An 18,672-nucleotide genomic window follows, 5' to 3' on the forward strand; every position below is an offset into this window, starting at 1 on the left:
ATGCGCACGCGTTGGTGGCTGTCCGCGCTCGTCGTCCTCGGAGTGCTCGCGCTCTGCGGCAGCTGGCTGCTCCGCGGCGGCGGCGCGCGTTCACCGCCGCAGGACACCGCCCAGGTGGCTCGCCCCGCGGATGCCGGACTCCCGGCACGTGCGCTCGTGGCACCTCGGACGCTGCGCCCCGATGCGGCGGGCCTGCGCATCCGCGGCACCGTGGTGGACGTGCGGGGCGAGCCCGTGGCCGGAGCCCACGTCTCCGCGTCGTGGCCGGAGCCCGGACAGACGCTGTCGGAGCTGCCCTGCCCCGAAGAGCCCCTGAAGGCCTTGCATGACGGAAGGGTTCCTCCCGAGGCCCGGGGCATGAAGCTCCCCGGCTGCATGGGGATGGCGAGCGGCCTCGTCCTGGAGCGCGTCACCGCGCGCGAGGGCGAAGCCCCCGTCCATGCCCAGGCCACCACCGCCGACGACGGCACCTTCGTCCTCGAAGGGCTGCCCGAAGGGCCCCTGGCGCTCTGGGTCCTCGCCGAGCACGGCGCGGTGCTGCACCCCGGCCTTCCCGCCGGCACCGAGGGCGTGAAGCTGGTGCTGGAGGAGGGCCGCGTGGTGGAGGGCCTCGTCCTGGGGGACGGCGCGCCCCTGGCCGGTGCCACGGTGACGGTGCTGCACGGCCCTCACACCCGCTTCTTCGACGCGACCACCGGCGCGGACGGCCGCTTCCGCGTCGGCCCGCTGCCGCACGGCGCCTTCTACGTCGTCGTCGCCCGCGAAGGCTGGCTCCCGGAGCTCGAGTTCGATGACGCGAAGCTGGAGGTGACACTCCACCGCCCGCACCCGCTCACCGGCCGCGTGCTGTCTGGAGGCGCCCCCGTCCCGGGCGTCGAGGTGCACGTGACTCCCGGAGAGAGCATTCCCAGCAACAGGGACCGCACCGCCACTTCGGACGCCGAGGGGCGCTTCCGCTTCGTGCTCCCCTTGAGCGGCCAGCACACGCTCAGCGCCTCGCGCGACGGACGGTATGCGCTCGCCCGCGTGGAGCTGGGAGCAGCGCCTTCGCCCGAGGTCCTCCTGGAGCTGGGCAGCGCCCTCCATGTCGAGGGCCGCGTGTCCGACAGCGCGCGGCGGCCCGTGGCCGGCGCTCGGGTGTCCCTGTCGTCGTCGTCGACCGACGTCACGACGCTGGAGACCGTCACCGGCAAGGACGGCCGCTACCGGCTGGGCCCCGTGGAGCCCGGCGGCTGGCGCTTCTATTTGAAGGCCGACCGGTACGTCGACACGCGCCAGCCGCTGGAGCGCAAGCTCTCCGCGGGCATGGGCCCCGTGGACTTCACCCTCGCCCGCGCCAGCTCCGTCACCGGCCGCGTCACCGACCCCGAGGGGCGCCCCCTGCCGGGCCTCGAGCTGTCGCTCGTGCGCCCCAAGCCCGAGGACTCGCTGGGCTTCCACGCGCCCCTGGAGCAGGCCTGGACGGACGAGGAGGGCCGCTTCATCCTCGACGCCAGCGCCCCCGGGAAATACCGCCTCAAGGTCTTCGACCAGCGCTTCCTCGGCGTGGACCTCCCCGTCCGGGCGCCCGCCAGGGACGTCCACGTCCGGATGCGCGCGGGGGCCTCCGTGAAGGGGACGGTGGTGGATGCGCACGGCCTGCCGGTGGACCAGTTCCGGGTGTTTCCGGACGCCAGGGGGCCGGAGGACGGCGCGGGCTCCCACCGTGAGGCGCACACCGACGAGCAGGGGCGCTTCCACCTCCAGGGCGTGAAGCCCGGCGACTACGTGCTGCGGGCCTCGCGGGAGATGGGCGGCGTCAAGCGCGAGGCGTCGCGCGAGGTGAAGCTGGGTGACGGCGTCCATCCCGAGGTGGAGCTGCGGCTGGCCGCGGAGCGCACCCTGTCCGGCACAGTGGTGGACGGCGAGGGCAGGCCGCTCGAGGGCGCCTACCTCCGGGCCTGGCCACCCGAGCGCGGCAGGGTGCGCATCCGGGAAAGGCGCCTCGATGGCCGTCCCACTCCACCCTCGGGCAGCATCCCCACGGGCCCGGACGGCCGCTTCACCCTGCGCTACCTGACGGAGGCCGCGTATGACGTCGGCGTCTGGAAGCATGGCTACACCCTGGTCCCCGAGCGTTCGAAGGGGGCTCCGCTGGTGGACGGGGACCGGTTCGGCACAGGCCCGGACACGGGCCCGCTCCACATCGTCCTGGAGCGCAGGCCTCACGTCGTCGGCCGCGTGGTGGGCCCCGATGGCGCTCCTCTTCCCAGCTTCATCGCGAACAACGTCCCGGTGGAGGACGCGAATGGCGCCTTCGCGGTTCCCATGCAGGAGGATGGCCCCTTCATCCTCACCCTGTGGGCGGACGGCCTGGAGCGCCTGGAGCGACAGGTGGAGGCGTACTCGCGAGGGAAGGACCTGGACCTGGGCGTGCTGCGGATGACCGCCGACGCCGGGCAGGACTGAGCCCGCGCGCTTCTGCTATCCTGTTGCGTCTGGCCCACGCTCTGGAGGGAAGCATGCGCACGAGTCGGTGGCTGCTGGGACTCGCCGTCCTCGGAGTGCTCGCGCTCCTGGGGGTGTGGCTGCTCCTCGGAAGCGAGCCTCTCCAGGCCCCGGCTCCGGTGGCGCGCTCGGAGAAGCCTGCCCCGGCGCCCCAGACGCGGCGGCCCAGCGCGGGCCTGCGCATCCGAGGCACCGTGATGGATGAGCGCCTGGGGACGCCCGTGGCCGGAGCCCGCGTCTCCGCCACCTGGCCGGTGCCCGGACAGACGCTGTCGGAGCAGCACTGCGTCGAGGAGGTCCTACGGCCGGACCGCTTCCATCCGGACAAGAGGCTCTCCGAGTGCCTGGAACGGCTGCATGACGTCCTCCTGAAGCGCGTCGCCGCGCGCGAGGGAGAGGCGCCCCTCTACGCCGAGGCCACCACCGCCACGGACGGCACCTTCGTCCTCGAGGGGCTCCCCGAAGGCCCGCTGGCGCTCTGGGCGCTGGGGGAGCACGGGGCGGTGCTGCGCTCCGGCATCCCCGCGGGCACCGACGGCGTGAAGCTCATCCTGGGGAAGGGCGAGGTGGTGGAGGGCCTCGTCGAGGCGGAGGACGACGCGCCGCTGGCCGGTGCCACGGTGACGGTGTTCGACGCCCGTCACACCCGCTTCTTCGACGCGACCTCCGGCGCGGACGGCCACTTCCGTATCGGCCCGGTGCCACCCGGTCCCCTCGTCGCCTTCGTCTCCCACGAGGGCAAACCCCTCGCGCTCGCGGTGGCCAGCGCGAGGCCCTGGAACCTGCACGGCCATCACGCGCTCACCGGCCGCGTGCTGTCCGGCGGAGCCCCCGTGCAGGGCGCCGAGGTCCGCGTGAGCCGGGGCGACGACCTCCCGGATACCCGCGCCCGCCTGACCCCCACGGACGCGCAGGGCCGCTTCACCTTCCAGCTGCCCTCGGCGGACGGGTACACGCTCAGCGCGTCGAGCGACGGACGGTATGCGCTCGCCCGCGTGCAGTTGGAGGGCTCCACGCCTCCGCCCGAGGTCGTCCTGGAGCCGGGCAGCGCCCTCCACGTCGAGGGCCGCGTGTCCGACGACGGGCGGCGGCCCGTGGCCGGGGCTCGCGTGGCCCTGGTCTCGCCGCGGGGCCTCCACCCGGTGGCGGAGACGCTCACCGGCGAGGACGGGCGCTACCGCCTGGGCCCCGTGGAGCCCGGCACCTGGCGCTTCGAGGTGGAGTCCCGCCGGCACCTCGCCTCGAAGGAGCCGCTGCAGCGCGAGCTCACCCGGGACACGGGCCCCGTGGACCTCACCCTCACCCGCGCCAGCTCCGTCGCCGGCCGCGTCACCGACCCCAAGGGGCAGCCGCTGCCGGGGCTCGCGCTGTCCCTCGTGCGGCCCACCCCGGAGGGCGACGCGCTCCAGGACGAGGCCCGGACGGACGAGGACGGCCGCTTCCTCCTGAGGGCCGACACCGCCGGGGACCATCGCATCGACGTCAGGGAGTCTCGCCAGCTGCGCACGCCCTTCCCGGTCCGCGCGCCGGCCGAGGACGTCCACCTCTCGCTGCGACCGGGCGCAGCCGTGAAGGGAGTGGTGCTGGATGCGGATGGAGTCCCGCTGACGGACTGCTGGGTGGAGCTCCAGGACCCGGCACAGGGCGCGAAGCCGGAGCTCCCTCACCCCGAGCCCACCGATGCGACAGGGCGCTTCCACGTCCGAGGAGTGAAGGCCGGCCGTTACGTGCTGTGGGCCGCGCGGGCATTCCAGGGGCTCGCCCACCGGACCTCGCGGGAGGTGGACCTGCGTGCGGGAGAACCCCTGGAGGTGACACTGAAGATGCCGCCGGAGCGCACCCTGTCCGGCCTCGTGGTGGACCACGCCGGCAGGCCCGTCGACCGGGCGTACCTCCAGGTCCGCCTCCCCTCGGAGAACAGTCCCCACGACTCCAGGCACATCGTCACGGGCCCGGACGGCCGCTTCACCGTGTGGCACCTGACGGAGCCCGCCTACGACGTGGCCGTGTCGAAGGAAGGCCACACCTTCTCGGCCGAGCGCTCGAAGGGAGGCCAGCGTGTGGACGGGGCGGACTGGCTTCGCGTCGGCGCGGACACGGCCCAGGTGAGGCTGGTGATGAAGCGGCACCCCCACGTCATCGGACGGCTGGTGGGACCCGACGGTGCGCCCCTCCCGTGGTTCCAGGTGTCCGACCGGCGCGTGTCGGGCACGGCCGGCGCCTTCGCCCTGCCCATCGACGCGCTGCCACGCCCCATCGTGCTCCTCTTCCGGGCCCGGGGCATGAGCCCGCTGGTGCGCCAGGTGAGCCTCCGCGACGACGGACGGGACGTGGACCTGGGCGAGCTGCGGATGACGCCGCGCCTCGAGGTCCGTGGCCGGGTGGTGGACGCGGAGACGTCGCTGCCGGTGCAGGGCGCCTTCATCAGGCCCCTGGTGAAGCGCGGCTACAACGAACATGGCGACGAGGAAGAGGTGCCGCGCGGTGGGGACTCGGCCGCGGACGGCTCCTTCAAGGTGGGCCCCCTGGACCCGGGCCCCCTCATCCTCGTCGTGAGCGCCAGGGGCCGCTACCGGGAGCAGCGCCTCACCGTGGAGGCGGGCGCGAAGGAGGAGGTGACGGTGAGGCTGGACCCGGGCCCCCGCGTGGAGTTGACGGTGATGGACGGCCAGGGCCCCATCCCCGAAGCCTCGGTCCGCTTCGCAGAGGACTCCGACTCCGTCCCCTCCCGCATCGACGAGAGAGGCCCGCTCGTCCAGGACATCTTCGACTCACCCCGGCTCGGCACCGTCAAGGAGGGGCGGCTCGTCCAGCGCGGACTGGAGCCGGGCCCCTACACGATTGTGGTGAGGGCCCCGGGAGAAGCAGAGAGCGGGCGGCTCCGGTTCCTTCCCCAGCGCGTGGTGCTGCCCGCCAGCGGCGCGGTCCAGCTCACCTTCAAGGAGGTGGTGGGAGGCGCCACGCTGAAGCTGCGCGTTCCGGACGGCGCCAGCCGGAGCGTGTTGCTCGTCCAGGGAAGCGTGCGTCCGCCCGAGACCGCCGCGGGCCTGTTCCACCTGTCTCGCGAGGGGTGGATGTCCGCGGACTCCGCGGGCGAGGCCACCTTCCACCACGTCCCCGAGGGCCGGGTGACCCTCCTCCTTCGCAACCCGGCCTCCCCGAAGCAGCTCCACGTCGAGGAGCTGGACGTCCCCGCCAGTGGCACGGTGTCACGCGAGCTGAACCCGGTGTGGCGTTCACTCGACGCCACGGCGTTCTAGTTGGACCGACCCGCATTCCCATGACGGCTGTGGCTCGATACGAGAGGGGAACCATGCACACGACACGACGAAGCAGGCTCGGGCTCGTCGTCCTCTGGGCGCTCGCACTTCCAGGCGCGGGGCTGTTGCTCGGAAGCGCGCCGCCCCAGCCCCGCGTCCCTTTGACGCGCGGCAAGGTGATTGACGCGGAGACGTCCGAGCCGGTGCAGGGCGCCATCGTCTTCGTCGCGCGAACGGCCGGGGCCCCCACCGACAAGGCACCCCGCAGCGAGCCGTACGTCGTGGAGACGGCGGAGGACGGCTCCTTCAGCTTGTTCTACCGGCGCCAGCCGCCGTTCACCCTCGAAGTGTTCGCCCCCCGCCGCTACCCCCCGCAGCGCATCCTCGTGACGTCCGTGTCCGAGCCGCTGACGGTGACGCTGGACCCGGGCCCGGGCCTGGAGGTGACGGTGCTGGACCGCCACGGCCAGCCTCGTGAGGCGGTTGTCACCTTCATCATGGGCGAGCTCGACCACCACTTCACTCCGGCCGCGGTCACCCGGGGAGGCCGGGTCGTCCAGCGTGCGCTGACGCCGGGCCTCTACACGGTGACGGCCTCGGCGCTCGACTCCGCGATGAAGGTCCAGAGCCCGACCTGGTTCCTTCCCCAGCACGTGATGGTGCTCACGCACGGGGTGCTCCCCATCGTCTTCAAGGAAGCCGTGGGAGGCGCGACGGTGAAGCTGCGCCTCCCCGAGGAGGGAGGGGCCCTGACGCTGCTCGTCCCCGGGAGCATTCCCCCGCTTCGACGGCTCTGGGACTTGAGGTCTCTGGAGCATCTGGAGCTGCCCTCTGAGAAGCTCGGGTCCGAGGCCACCTGGTTCCATGTACCCGAGGGCCGCGCCACCCTCATCCACGTCGGTAGCACCGACCCGATGAAGCGGGGCCGCCCCATTCACGTGGAGGAGCTGGACATCCCCGCCAGCGGGACGGTGTCACGCGAGCTACACCCGGTGTGGCGGCAATTCGACGTGGAGTCGCCGTAAAGGGCAGGTCCGTGTCGACCACCCGCCTGTGTGCGGGGCCGGAAAATCGGGCGCCAGGTCAGCTTCGGGTACGGTTGACGAAGCCCCATGCCCTTCAAGTTCGTCCACGCCGCGGACCTCCACCTGGACACGCCGTTCCGGGGGGTGGCCTCCCACGGGCCGCTGCTCGGCCGCTTCCAGGACTCCACCTTCCGTGCGCTCACGCGCATCGTCGACCTGTGCCTGCGCGAGCGCGTGGCCTTCCTGCTGCTCGCGGGGGACTTGTTCGACGTGAAGGACCGCTCGGTGCGCGCGCGCCTGGCGCTGCGCCGCGAGCTGGCCCGCCTGGACTCCGCCGGAGTCCAGTCCTTCATCGTCCACGGCAACCATGACCCGCTGAGCGGGGACACCGGCACGCTGGGCCTGCCCGCGTCGGTGAAGGTGTTCGGCCCGGACTGGGAAGAGGTGGAGGTGCGGCGAGAGGGCCGGCGCCTGTGCCGCGTGCAGGGCATCTCCTATCCGGACGTGGAGGTGCGCGATGACTTGTCCGCGCGCTACCGCCGAACGGAAGAGGGCTTCACGGTGGGGCTGCTGCACGCCAACCTGGGCGGCGCGGAGGGCCATGCCAACTACGCGCCCTGCACGGCGGCGGGCCTGGGCTCACGCGGGCTGGACTACTGGGCGCTGGGCCACGTGCACACGCGCGCCGAGCACGCGCTGCCTGGCGGCGGCGTGGCGGTGTACCCGGGCAACCCGCAGGGCCGGCACGCCAACGAGGCCGGTGAGCGCGGCTGCATGCTCGTCGAAATCGAGGACGGCGGCATGCGGCGGCGCTTCGTCCCGGTGGACGGCGTGCGCTGGCACAAGCTCGAGCTGCCATTGTCTGGCATTGGCACGCTGGACGGGCTGCTGGCCACCGCGTGCGAGGCGGTGGAGGCGCAGTGCGCGGCGGAGCTGGACGGCCATGCGGTGCGGCTCACCCTCACCGGCCGGGGCCCGCTGCACCGCGAGCTGGCGCGGCCCGGCGCGCTGGCGCAGCTGGAGACGGACCTTCGCGAGCGCCTGGCCCGAGGCCACCCGCCCGTGCTGCTGGAGTCGCTGCGCGACGGCACGCGCCCGGAGCTGGACCTGGAGGCGCTGCGGGCCGAGGGCGGCTTCGCGCGCACGCTGCTGGACGAGGCGCGCTTCCTGGCGGAGAGCCCGGAGGAGCTGGCGCGGCTGTGGGAGCAGGAGGCGCTGGGCAGCCTGGGCCAGCGGCTGAAGCGGCTGGGCGTGGACGTGCTGGAGGCGCCCCGGCCGGAGTGGGTGGTGGGCGCGGGGCTGCACGGGGTGGAGTCGCTGCACGAGGAGGACGCGTCATGAAGCCAGGGCTGCGCATCGACTCGCTGCGTGTGCTGGGCTTTGGCCGCTTCTCCGGGCTGACGCGCGAGCTGGGCCCGGGGCTGCACCTGCTCCACGGCCCCAACGAGGCGGGGAAGAGCACGCTGCTGGCCTTCCTGCGCAGCATGCTCTTCGGCTTCGAGAAGCGCGGGCAGCCGGAGCGGTACGAGCCCGAGGGCGGCGGCCCCTTCGGCGGCGAGCTGCGCCTGATGACGGACGCGGGGCCGCTGCTGGTGCGGCGCCTGGCGGCGGGCCGGCGCTCCGAGGGTGAGCTGACGGTGCTGGGCCCGGACGGGCAGCCAGTGCCCCGCGAGCGGCTGGAGGACGCGCTGGCGCACGTGTCGCGCGAGCTGTTCTTCGACGTGTTCGCCTTCCGCCTGGACGAGCTGGCCGGCTTCGAGCGGCTCACCGAGCAGCGCGGCGCATCCGAGGCGCTCGTCGCCGCCAGCATGCGCGGCGCGCGCCGGCTGCCGGAGGTGGTGTCGACGCTGGAGAAGCGCGCGAGCGAGCTCTACAAGCCGAACGGCACGAAGCCCGCGCTCAACGAGACGCTGAAGGCGCTGGAGGAGGTGCAGGCGCGGCTGCGCGAGGAGGGCAACCGGCCGGCGCTGTACTTCGCGGAGAAGGAGCGGCTGGGCAGGCTGGTCGAGGAGCAGCGGGTGCTGGAGGCGCGGCTGCGCGACGAGGGCCGCGAGCTGGAGCGCCTGTCGCGGCTGGAGGCGGCGCTCGGAGACGTGGCGGCGCTGGCGGAGGCGCGGGCCGAGCTGGCCTCGCTGCCCGCGCTGGAGCGCTTCCCCGAGGGCGGAGAGGCCCGGCTGGAGGACGCGCTGCACCGGCGCCGGAGCTACCGCGCCGAAGGGGCGCGACTGGCGGAGCGGCTCGCATCCGTGGACGAAGGGCTGGAGCGGCTGTCGGCGCCGTCGCGGGTGCGAGGCCGGGAGGAGGCGCTGCGCGTGGCGCTGGCCGCGTACACGGAGCGCGCGGTGCTGCTGAGGGCCCTGCCCGCCCGGCGCGCGGCGGTGGTGGAGAAGCGGCGGCAGGTGGAGGGCGCCCTGAAAGAACTGGGGCTGCCGGTGGATGGGCCCGGGCTGCTGGCACTGGACCTGAGCGCGAGCGTGCGCGCGGCGCTGGAGGAGCTGGCGGCGCGGCTCGGCACCGTGGAGGCGGAGCGGCGCGAGGCCACGGGCACGCGGGCGCGGGCGCGCTCGGAGCGGGAGCGGCTGGGTGCCGCGGTGGCTCGCGTCCAGGCGGAGCTGGAGGCCCTGCCGGACGTGCGGCCGGCGCAGGTGCGGCAGCAGCAGGCGGGGCTGGCGCGGCTGCGTGGGGTGCGCGGCGAGCTGGAGCGCCTGGGCGAGCAGCGCTCGGAGCTGCGGCGGCAGTTCGAGAGCATGCGCACGCAGGGAGAGGTGCCGCCCTCGGAGCTGGTGCTGCCGGTGTGGTGGGTGCCGGCGGCGGCGGCGGTGGCGGTGGTGCTCGCGGTGGTGGCGTGGCTGCTGGCGGGGACGGCCGTGGGCGCGCTGAGCCTCGCGGGCGGGCTGCTGCTGACGGGGGTGCTGGAGCTGGCCCGGCGGCGCGTGGAGGCCGCGCGCCACGCGGGCCTGGAGGCCCAGGCCGCGCGCCAGCGGTGGAAGCAGCAGGAGGAGGAGCGGCTGCGCTCGACGCTGGCGGGGCTTGCCGCGCGCGAGGAGCTGCTGCACCGCGAGCTGCTGGCCGCCGCCGCGGAGGCGGGCCTGGCGCCGGTGGTGACGGCGGCGGACATGGCGGCGCGCGAGGCGGCGCTCGTGGAGGCGCTGGAGCGGGCCGGGCGGCGCGAGGTGCTCCACCGCGAGTGGGAGAAGCTGCGCGACGGACATGCGGAGGCGCTGGGCGGGGAGCAGCGCGCGGAGGAGGCCCTGCGCGAGGCCGAGGCGCGGCATGCGGAGCTCACGGCGGAGCTGGCGGCGCACCTGACGGCACGGCGCTTCCCGCCCGGGCTCCCCGCGTCGGCGGCGCTCGCGCTGTGGCGGGATGCCGCGGCGCTGCGGCAGCGGCTGCTGGACGTGGGCACGGAGGAAGCGGCGCTGGCGGTGGATGAGCAGGCGTGCGCGGAGGTGGCCTCGCGGCTGTGGAAGGAGGCGGTGGCCGCCGGGCTGGCCACGGAGGCGGGAGCGCCGGGTCCGGTGGACCTGGCTTCCGACACAGCCGGTATCGTGGACGCTTCGGAGGCTTCTCCGAGCGCGGCACGCCTGGCCGGGCCCGCCTCGAGCGCAGCGGGCATGGCGGAGCCCGCCCAGGTTGCGATGCGCCTGAAGACGCCCGCTGAGAGTGCGGTGCGCACAGCGGGGACCGGTGCGCCGGGACTTCCCGCGACGCAGACACCAGACCTCGCGCTGACAGCCGCACGCGTCGCCGCCGCGCTGGAGACGGCCCGCGAGCAGGACAGCGAGCGCCGGGCCCTGGACGAGCGCCGCCGCGAGCTGCTCGCGGAGAAGGCTCGGCTGGACGGCCTGTGCCACGAGGAAGAAGCGGCCATCGCCGCGCTGCTGTCCGAGGGCGGCAGCCCCGACGAAGAGACATTCCGCCGCCGGGCCGCGCAGGCCCACCGGTACGCCCAGCTCACCCACCGCGCGCGCGAGCTGTCCCAGCGCATCGAGGCCCGCACCGGGCTGTCCGAGCCCCCGGTCCGCGAGGCCCTCCGTGACGCAGGCGGCGAGGAGGGCCTGCGCTCCACGCTGGAGTCACGGCGCGGACGCCACGCCGAAGCCCAGGAGCGACTGAAGGCCGTGCTCACCGAGCTGGGCGCCGTGCACGGCCAGCTCGAGCGCTGGGAGAACGACGACGTGCTGGCGCGGCTGCGCATCGAGGAGGAAGCCCTCCGCGCGAAGGCCGCGGAGCTGGCCACGCGCTACGCCACGGACCGGCTGACGCTGGCCCTGCTGGCGCGGGCCCGGCATCGCTTCGAGGAGGACCAGCAGCCCCGCGTGGTGCAGCTCGCCTCCGAGCACTTCGCCGCGCTGACCCAGGGCCGCTACCGCCGCGTCTTCATCCCCACCAGCGAGGAGCGGGAGCTGCGCGTGAGCGACGGCGAGCGCGACTGGAGCGCGGCCCAGCTCTCCCGGGGCACGCGCGAGCAGCTCTACCTGGCCTTCCGCCTCGCCGTGGTGCGCGACTTCGGCGAGACGCGCGGCGCCCTGCCGCTCATCGTGGACGACGTGCTGGTGAACTTCGACCCTGAGCGGGCCCGGGGCGCCATCCGCCTGCTGGCGAAGCTCTCCGCCCGCCAGCAGGTGATTGCCTTCACCTGCCACCCCTGGCTGCGCGAGGCCTTCGCCGCCGAAGGGGCCCGGGTCCACGAGCTGGAGACCCGCGCGAGCCCCCCTCAGCAGGCCCAGCCCTCCGTGCTGCAGGCGGGCTGATTTGACCGGCCGGAGCGGAGGCAGCCGAACGGGCGCACTGGATAAACGCGCGTCATCACTGAGGTTTCCGCCAGGCGACACCGGAAATCCCACTGCGGAGAAAAATCCCCGCGCGGCCGTGTCGATCTCCCCCGGCCCCGTTCGTCGCGGATATGAACACCCCATCGGCGCCAGCGGCGCCTGAACGAAAGGACATATCAATGAGGGTCATGGTGATTGTGAAGGCCACGAAGAACAGCGAAGCGGGCGTCATGCCGAGCGAGAAGGCGCTCACCGAGATGGGCAAGTACAACGAGGAGCTCGTCAAGGCAGGCATCATGCTCGCGGGCGATGGCCTTCACCCGAGCGTGAAGGGCAAGCGCATCCAGTTCTCGGGGAACAAGCGCACCGTCGTTGACGGCCCCTTCGCCGAGACCAAGGAGCTCGTCGCCGGCTTCTGGGTGTGGCAGGTCCGGTCGATGGAAGAGGCTGTCGAGTGGGCGCGTCGCTGCCCCGACCCGATGCCGGGCGAGGAGGCCGTGCTCGAGCTCCGCCCCATCTTCGAGGCGAGCGACTTCGGGGATGCGCTCACCCCCGAGCTCCGCGCGCAGGAGGACCGTCTCCGCAGCGAGGTCGAGAGCCAGCAGCGCAAGGCGTAGCGCCCTTCCGCCCCGTTGACGCTCAGCCTCCTCCGTCGCCCGGAGCCGTGACGCCCGGGTGTTACACTCTCGGGCGACTCGAGGAGGGAGCATGCGCAAGGGGATGACGGTGGCCGTTGCCGTGCTGGCCATCGCGCTCGGGCTGGGAGCCCTCCTGAGCCGGAAGCAGGAGCCCTCCAGCAGGCCGGAGCGCCCGTCCCGGAGCGCCACCCGGACGGGCACGGGCTTCATCCTCCCCCCTGCCGTGCCGCTCCCGGACGGAAACCTGCGCATCCGCGGCGTCCTGCTCGGAGACGGCGGTCCGCTCGCCGGAGTGCGCCTCTCCGCCACGCGGCCCGAGGCAGGACACACGCTGTCCGAGCTGTCCTGCGGCGACGTGCTCCAGCGACCGGAATGGAAGGAACCCCTCCAGAAGTGCCTGAGCAAGGCCGCCGGCCCCCTGCTGGAGTTCGTCATCGCCCGCGAGGGGGAAGCCCCCGTGTACGCCGAGACTGTCACGGAGAGCGACGGCACCTTCACCCTCGAGGGACTGCCCCCGGGGAGCTTCGCGCTCTGGGCGATGGATGCGCGCGGCGCGGGCATGTGGCCGGAGGTGCCGGCCGGAACGGAGGGCCTCACGCGGGTGCTCGGCGCGGGCGTCACGGTGGAGGGCCGCGTCTCCAGCGAGGACGGCGCGCCCCTGGCCGGCGTCCAGGTGACGGCGGTGCACACCGGCCACACCCGCTTCTTCGACACGGAGACGGGAGCGGACGGCCGCTACCGGCTCGGCCCGCTGCCGCTGGCGGAGTACCGCACCGCCTTCTCGAAGGAGGGCTGGCTCCCGCAGCTCGGCAAGGGCGCCGAGCACGAGCAGGTGACGCTCCATCGTCCCCGGCGCCTCGTGGGCCGCGTCCTGGGCGAAGGCCGTCCGGCGCCGGGCGTGCGCGTCCAGGCCGAGCGCCTGGGCAAGCCGACGGGCGACGACCGGCAGGACTCCACGCTGGAGCAGGTGGCCACCACGGACGCGGAGGGGCGCTTCACCTTCGAGGCGCTGGGCACTGCCGCGTACCGGCTCTCGGCCACGCTGGGCGACAGGCATGCCTTCGCGCAGGTGGAGCAGGACGCGCTCCCCTCCGAGGTCATCCTGGAGCTGGGCAGCGCACTGCGCGTCGAGGGCACGGTGCGTGATGCCGCCGGCACCCCCGTCCCGGGCGCGCGGGTGTACGCCACGCAGCACGAGGCGCTCACCGACGCCGCGGGCCACTACGCGCTGGGCCCCATGGAGCCCGGCAGACATCGCGTCCGGGTCTCCGTGCCCCGGTACCTCTTTGCCTCCGAGGTCGTGGAGTCCGGGCCAGGGAACGCGCGCGTGGACTTCACGCTCGAGTCCTCCGTCCCCATCGAAGGCGTGGTGGTGGACGGCGAGGGCCATCCGGTGGCCGGCGTCGCCCTCGAGCTGAAGCAATACTTCGAGGACGGCGATGGAGAGACCTACAGCGTGGGCTTCGGCTTCTCGGACGAGGAGGGCCACTTCGTGCTGGAGGCCCCCGCGCCGGGCGAATTCTCGCTGGAGGTCACCGCCAAGGAGCGCCGCGTCCGCGAGCACCTCTTCGTCACCGCTCCCTCCAAGGACGTCCGGGTGGTGCTGCCGCGCAAGGCCCGCGTGTCGGGGACGCTCACCGATGAGCACGGTGTCCCCTTCCCCGGGGCCACGGTGGCGCTGTGGCGCGCGGAGGGAGCGGCCGCGGCCGAGGGCGAGGACCTGAGGGCGCTGTGGCGCGCGGAGGGAGCGACCGGGGCAGAGGACGAGGACCTGACGGATGCTCGCGGGCACTTCTCCCTCTGGGGCCTGGAGCCGGGCCGCTTCGTGCTGGAGGCGACGCATGTGTCGGGCGGCGTGGAGCGCTCCACGTCCCGGCCCGTCGAGCTGCGAGAGAACGAGGCGCTGGAGGTGTCCCTGCGCCTGGAGTCGGGCTGGACGCTCACGGGGCTCGCGGTGGACGCGCAGGGCCAGCCGGTGTCCGGGGTGCAGATCTTCCCGCTGCCGCCCCAGCATGCCGAGCCCACGTGGCGGCGTGCGGCTGAGACAGTGGGGCTCCCGCCCTCCGCCCTCACCGGGACGGACGGCCGCTTCACGCTGCGGCACCTCGCGGGCGACGAGGTCTGGCTGGAGGTCCGCGCGGACGACCATCGCTTCGTGGCCGCCCGCTCCACGGGAGGTCAGCCACAGCTGCAGCGGCTCCACGTGCTCGCGGGAGGCGGGGAGGTGCGCCTCTTCCTGGAGCGACTGGGCCACATCCACGGCCGGCTCACCGGGCCGGACGGTGCCCCCATCACCCGCTTCCGCCTGAACGGGAAGGACCTGGCGGACCCGCGCGGAGCCTTCTCCCGTCCCGTCGAGACATCGGGCACCTGGCGCATGGAGCTGTCCGCGAAGGGAATGGCCCCGGTGCTGCGCGAGGTGGAGGTGAGCGCGGGCATGGACGTGGACCTGGGTGAAATCCGCATAAGCCCGGGCCGCCGGGTGCAGGGCCGGGTGCTGGACGCGACGACATCCGAGCCCGTCGTGGGCGCCAGCGTCCTCGCCACCCCCGCGAGAATCGCCACCCTCCCCATCGAGAACCACCGGGACGTCGTGCGCACGGATGCCAGCGGGGCCTTCACCCTGCCCCACGTGGAGGCCGGGCCGCTCCCGCTCTTCGTGGAGGCGGACGGCTACCGTCCCGGGCGCATCGAGCTGGGGACGGACGCCGCGGAGGACCTCACGGTGCTCCTCGTGCAGGGCGCCCGCGTGGAGTTCTCGATTCAGGATGCCCAGGGCAAGCCGATGACGGCCCACGTCTACCTGGACCGGCAGGGAGAACTCCTCACGGCGCGCCCCTACGCGGTCCCCGGAGGCTCGGGAGTGGTGCAGGACGTGGAGCCCGGCGACTACCGGGTGCTCGCCTTCGTGCCCGGCCCCCGCCGGGGCTCCGTCGTCTTCGAGCCCCGGCACGTCCAGGTCCCCGCCCAGGGAGCCGTGCGCGTCGACCTGACGGCGCGGCGCACCGGGGCCACGCTGGAGCTGCGCGTGGACGACTCGGTGGGCTTCGCCGTCCTGTACCCGGGCGTCGCGCCCCCGCCCCGGCTGTTCCGGGACTTCCCTCCCGTGGAGGCCCGCTCGTTCCCCTATGAGGGAGCGCTTCCGGGCGACGTGACGTTCCGCAACCTCCCGCCAGGGCGCGCCACGCTCTTCCTCGTGGAGCGCTCGCTCCAGGGCGTCCACCGCGAGGAGCTGGACGTGCCCGCCGGGGGCACCCTGGTGCGCGACGTGACGCCTGCCTGGACGCCCTTCGTGTTCGGCGGCTTCTGACGCCGCCGCCCCGCCCGTCCCAGGAGCCGCCCTGCGCTTCACATGAACATGCCTTGACAGGCATATGCCTCCATAAGCATATACAGGACATGCTGAGCGCCTTCGACGTCGTGGCGGAGCCCAACCGCCGCCGCATCCTGGACCTGCTCCGCGAGGGCCGCCGCCCCGTGGGCGAGCTGGTGGACCGGCTGGGGCTGACGCAGCCCACCGTGTCCAAGCACCTGCGCGTGCTCAAGGACGCACGGCTGGTGGACGTGGAGCAGGACGCGCAGCGGCGGCTGTACCGGCTGCGTCCGGAGCCGCTGCTGGAGCTGGACTCGTGGCTCGCGCCGTACCGCGCGCTCTGGTCCAGGCGGCTGGATGCGCTGGAGCGCCACCTGGACACCATGGCGGACGACGGGCCCGCCACCCCCCCGAGCCCGCCCCACAGGAGGAAGCGATGAAGGACGGAACCCTTCAGAAGAAAGGCAACCTGTTCGAGCTGCGCTACGAGCGGCTTCTCGCACACCGGCCGGAGAAGGTGTGGCGCGCGCTGACGGACAACGCGGAGCTGAGCCACTGGTTCCCGGCCCGAATCGAGGGCGCGCGCGAGGCCGGCGCGGAGCTGCGCTTTGTCTTCCCGGGCGAGTCCGGCCCGCCGACCACGGGGAAGGTCTCCGTGTTCGACCCGCCGCGCGTCCTGGAGTTCTCCTGGGAGGGAGACGTGCTGCGCTGGGAGCTGAAGCCCGAGGGCCCCGGCTGCCTGCTCGTCTTCACCAGCACCTTCGATGACCGCGCCCGGGCGCACCGCGACGGCACTGGCTGGCACATGTGCCTGGAGAATCTGGAGACGCTGCTCGACGGCAAGCCCTCCGTGGGCTTCGACAAGGAGCGCATGGCGGTGCTCGACGCGCAGTACGCGGCGCGCTTCGGCCTGGGCAGCTTCCCCACGTTCCTCACGACGCCGGGGAACCGGCTCGACGGCGCGGCGCTGCGCGTCCCGGGCGTCGAGGTGCACATGTTCGACGGCGCGGACGGCAACCAGCTCACCCTCTGCCATGCGAAGAGCGACGCGGACACCGGCGAGCACCTCCAGGACTTCGAGGAGTACCTTGTCGTCCTCGAGGGCACCTACGTGCTGAGCATCAACGGCACGGACTTCACGCTCGGCGCCGGGCGGGAGTTCGTCGTCCCCAGGGGCGCTCGCATCCGGGGGCGGTACACCGCAGGCACGCGGACGCTCCATGCCTTCGGAGGCCGTGGCCTGAAGCGGCCCGCGTCGCCCTGAGCCGCGGGGCCGACTGGGGCATCAGCGACCCGACACCCGGGTGAAGCCGGGTGCGGCTCCCGGTGACGCGCGGCGCTCACGGACGCGCCCGCGTCTGGGGGAAACGCGGGCCTGAATGCCAGTGGGCCGTGTGGGCGGGCGTGCCTGCGTCTCGGGCACACGCGCCCGCGTTCCCGGGCAACGCGCCTCCCCTCACGGGCGGAGCACTTCCCGACACGGGCGGAACGTCCTTCTGTCCCGAGGGCCCTGAGCCCGTCCCCGTTCCAGCCAGCACGGACCATGGCAGCACGATTGCAATGCATGGCGGCCAGTCGTGCCGAGAGGAACCGCCATGCCCCGTATCGCGAGCACCGAAGTCGTGGTCCCCAAGTCGCTGTCGCTGGCGGAGCGCCAGCACCTGACGGACGCGCTGTACGCGGTCCACCAGCAGATTTTCGACGGCGTGGAGCGCGAGTCGTTCGCGAAGTACGTGGTGGAGTCGAAGGCGGAGCAGACCTGGATTCAGGTGCACAAGAACGAGGCGGGGGACATCGTCGGGTACTTCGCGCTGCACGTCTTCGAGAAGCCGCTGGGCGGCGAGACGACGGCGGTGTTTCGCGCGGAGGCGGGCTCGCTGAGGGCGTACCGGGGAGCGAACACCAACACGCGCTTCGGGCTGGCGCTGGTGCTGAAGTATCTGCTGAGGCACCCGGGCCGGCGGGCGTACTACATGGGCTCGCTGGTGCACCCGTCCAGCTACTCGATGCTGGCGAAGCACTGCGGGGAGATATGGCCGCGCCTCGGGCAGCCGGTGCCGTCGGAGCTGCTGACGTTCATGGACGGGCTGGCCACGGAGTTCGGCCTGGAGCGGGTGGACCCGGCCAACCCGCTGCTGCGCATGGTGGGCTGGCGCACGCGTGAGTCCGAGGTGGAGCAGGACTACTGGCGGCAGTGCGAGAAGCCGGCGGCGCGCTTCTTCCTCGAGGCGAACCCGGGCTACGCGGACGGGCACGGGCTGGTGACGCTGGTGCCGGCGACGGTGGCCAACGTCCTGAGCGTGCTGCGGGTGCTGAGCGGGCGCTCGCTGAGCAAGCCGGTGGACGCGGTGCGCGCCATGGCGCGGAGGATGCCGGGGAGCGCGCGGCTGCGGCGCTCGGAGGTGGCGCGTCAGCTCAAGGCGTCCGAGCTGTTCCGGAGCTTCGGCACGGAGGCGCTGGAGTCGCTGGCCGCGCGGGCCCAGGTGATGGAGCTGCCAGCGGGCCGCTACGTGTTCCGCAAGGGTGACGCGAGCGACGAGCTGTACCTGCTGGCGCGCGGCGCGGCCTACGTGCTGTCGGCGGAGTCCGGGAGTGGCGAAGAGGTGGTGAACCAGCTCGGCAGCGGGACGGTGTTCGGCGAGATTGCGATGCTGGGGGGCGAGCGTCGCTCGGCGTCGGTGCGCACGGCGGCGGCGTCCACGCTGGTGCGGATTCCGCGCGCGGCGCTGCAGCCGCTGCTGGAGGCGGACGCGGGGCTGCGGCGCGGCGTGTGGAGCACCTTCGCGGAGCGGCGCTTCGACGACCTGGTGCGGGGGATGAGCCGCTACGCGCACCTGGGCCGCAAGGCGCGGCTGGCGTGGCTGCGGCACGGCAAGCAGGTGGAGCTGGCGCCGAAGCAGGAGTGCGTGGTGGAGCCGGGCTCACACCTCCTGGTGCTGGCGGGCGCGGTGGAGCTGACGCACGCGGCGCCGAGGATGACGACGCGGGGCACGCTGCTGCTGGAGGTGGAGCGCCCGCTGCGAGTCATTGCCCAGGAGACCACGCAGCTCGTCATCCTGCCCCGCCTCGCGTCACCGGAGCTGCTGCGCTGGGTGGACACCGTGGCCCTCCCAGTGTCCCGCGAAGCGCTGGAGCAGCCGCGCGCGGTGGCGTGAGGCTCGTCCTGCGCACCGC

10 protein-coding genes are annotated in these 18,672 nt (G+C 73.6%); all 10 read left to right on the plus strand.

Going from position 1 to position 18,672, the window contains the following annotated elements; genetic code table 11:
* The 10 genes from LXT23_RS50060 to LXT23_RS06175 all read left to right on the plus strand — a co-directional run bounded on the left by LXT23_RS50060 (position 1) and on the right by LXT23_RS06175 (position 18,653).
* Positions 1-2,448 (plus strand): carboxypeptidase-like regulatory domain-containing protein, encoded by a 2,448-nt coding sequence (locus LXT23_RS50060; protein WP_267146676.1) that lies wholly within the window; start codon positions 1-3, stop codon positions 2,446-2,448.
* Between the two features lie 53 nt (positions 2,449-2,501).
* Complete coding sequence (locus LXT23_RS06135) at positions 2,502-5,747, plus strand: carboxypeptidase-like regulatory domain-containing protein (protein ID WP_253979116.1); 3,246 nt, start codon at positions 2,502-2,504, stop codon at positions 5,745-5,747.
* Positions 5,748-5,800: 53 nt separating this feature from the next.
* Entirely contained in the window at positions 5,801-6,772 is a 972-nt protein-coding gene (locus LXT23_RS06140) for a carboxypeptidase-like regulatory domain-containing protein (protein WP_253979117.1), read from the plus strand.
* 87 nt (positions 6,773-6,859) lie between these two features.
* Positions 6,860-8,113: a metallophosphoesterase family protein gene (locus LXT23_RS06145; RefSeq protein ID WP_253979118.1), complete on the plus strand. Its 1,254-nt coding sequence runs from the start codon at positions 6,860-6,862 to the stop codon at positions 8,111-8,113.
* Positions 8,110-11,526: an AAA family ATPase gene (locus LXT23_RS06150; protein WP_253979119.1), complete on the plus strand. Its 3,417-nt coding sequence runs from the start codon at positions 8,110-8,112 to the stop codon at positions 11,524-11,526. The genes LXT23_RS06145 and LXT23_RS06150 overlap by 4 nt, the downstream gene beginning before the upstream one ends.
* Before the next feature lie 200 nt (positions 11,527-11,726).
* Positions 11,727-12,164, plus strand: coding sequence for a YciI family protein (locus LXT23_RS06155; RefSeq protein ID WP_253979120.1), 438 nt, complete (start codon positions 11,727-11,729; stop codon positions 12,162-12,164).
* Positions 12,165-12,255: 91 nt separating this feature from the next.
* On the plus strand, positions 12,256-15,495 hold the full coding sequence (locus tag LXT23_RS06160; RefSeq protein WP_253979121.1) for a carboxypeptidase regulatory-like domain-containing protein: 3,240 nt from the start codon (positions 12,256-12,258) through the stop codon (positions 15,493-15,495).
* Positions 15,496-15,584: 89 nt separating this feature from the next.
* A complete protein-coding gene (locus tag LXT23_RS06165) occupies positions 15,585-15,938 on the plus strand; it encodes an ArsR/SmtB family transcription factor (protein WP_253979122.1) in 354 nt (117 codons plus the stop codon).
* On the plus strand, positions 15,935-16,762 hold the full coding sequence (locus tag LXT23_RS06170; RefSeq protein ID WP_253979123.1) for an SRPBCC domain-containing protein: 828 nt from the start codon (positions 15,935-15,937) through the stop codon (positions 16,760-16,762). Before LXT23_RS06165 ends, LXT23_RS06170 begins: the two co-directional genes overlap by 4 nt.
* Before the next feature lie 331 nt (positions 16,763-17,093).
* Positions 17,094-18,653: a cyclic nucleotide-binding domain-containing protein gene (locus tag LXT23_RS06175; RefSeq protein WP_253979124.1), complete on the plus strand. Its 1,560-nt coding sequence runs from the start codon at positions 17,094-17,096 to the stop codon at positions 18,651-18,653.
* Positions 18,654-18,672: the final 19 nt, after the last annotated feature.

This window comes from Pyxidicoccus xibeiensis (assembly GCF_024198175.1).
GTDB classification, from domain to species: domain Bacteria; phylum Myxococcota; class Myxococcia; order Myxococcales; family Myxococcaceae; genus Myxococcus; species Myxococcus xibeiensis.

Excerpts from the sequence above, each read along its gene's own strand:
- LXT23_RS06165 (WP_253979122.1), top strand. The coding sequence starts at position 15,585 with ATGCTGAGCGCCTTCGACGTCGTGGCGGAGCCCAACCGCCGCCGCATC.
- LXT23_RS06135 (WP_253979116.1), top strand. The coding sequence starts at position 2,502 with ATGCGCACGAGTCGGTGGCTGCTGGGACTCGCCGTCCTCGGAGTGCTC.
- LXT23_RS06145 (WP_253979118.1), top strand. The coding sequence starts at position 6,860 with ATGCCCTTCAAGTTCGTCCACGCCGCGGACCTCCACCTGGACACGCCG.
- LXT23_RS06155 (WP_253979120.1), top strand. The coding sequence starts at position 11,727 with ATGAGGGTCATGGTGATTGTGAAGGCCACGAAGAACAGCGAAGCGGGC.
- LXT23_RS06140 (WP_253979117.1), top strand. The coding sequence starts at position 5,801 with ATGCACACGACACGACGAAGCAGGCTCGGGCTCGTCGTCCTCTGGGCG.
- LXT23_RS06175 (WP_253979124.1), top strand. The coding sequence starts at position 17,094 with ATGCCCCGTATCGCGAGCACCGAAGTCGTGGTCCCCAAGTCGCTGTCG.
- LXT23_RS06160 (WP_253979121.1), top strand. The coding sequence starts at position 12,256 with ATGCGCAAGGGGATGACGGTGGCCGTTGCCGTGCTGGCCATCGCGCTC.
- LXT23_RS06170 (WP_253979123.1), top strand. The coding sequence starts at position 15,935 with ATGAAGGACGGAACCCTTCAGAAGAAAGGCAACCTGTTCGAGCTGCGC.
- LXT23_RS50060 (WP_267146676.1), top strand. The coding sequence starts at position 1 with ATGCGCACGCGTTGGTGGCTGTCCGCGCTCGTCGTCCTCGGAGTGCTC.
- LXT23_RS06150 (WP_253979119.1), top strand. The coding sequence starts at position 8,110 with ATGAAGCCAGGGCTGCGCATCGACTCGCTGCGTGTGCTGGGCTTTGGC.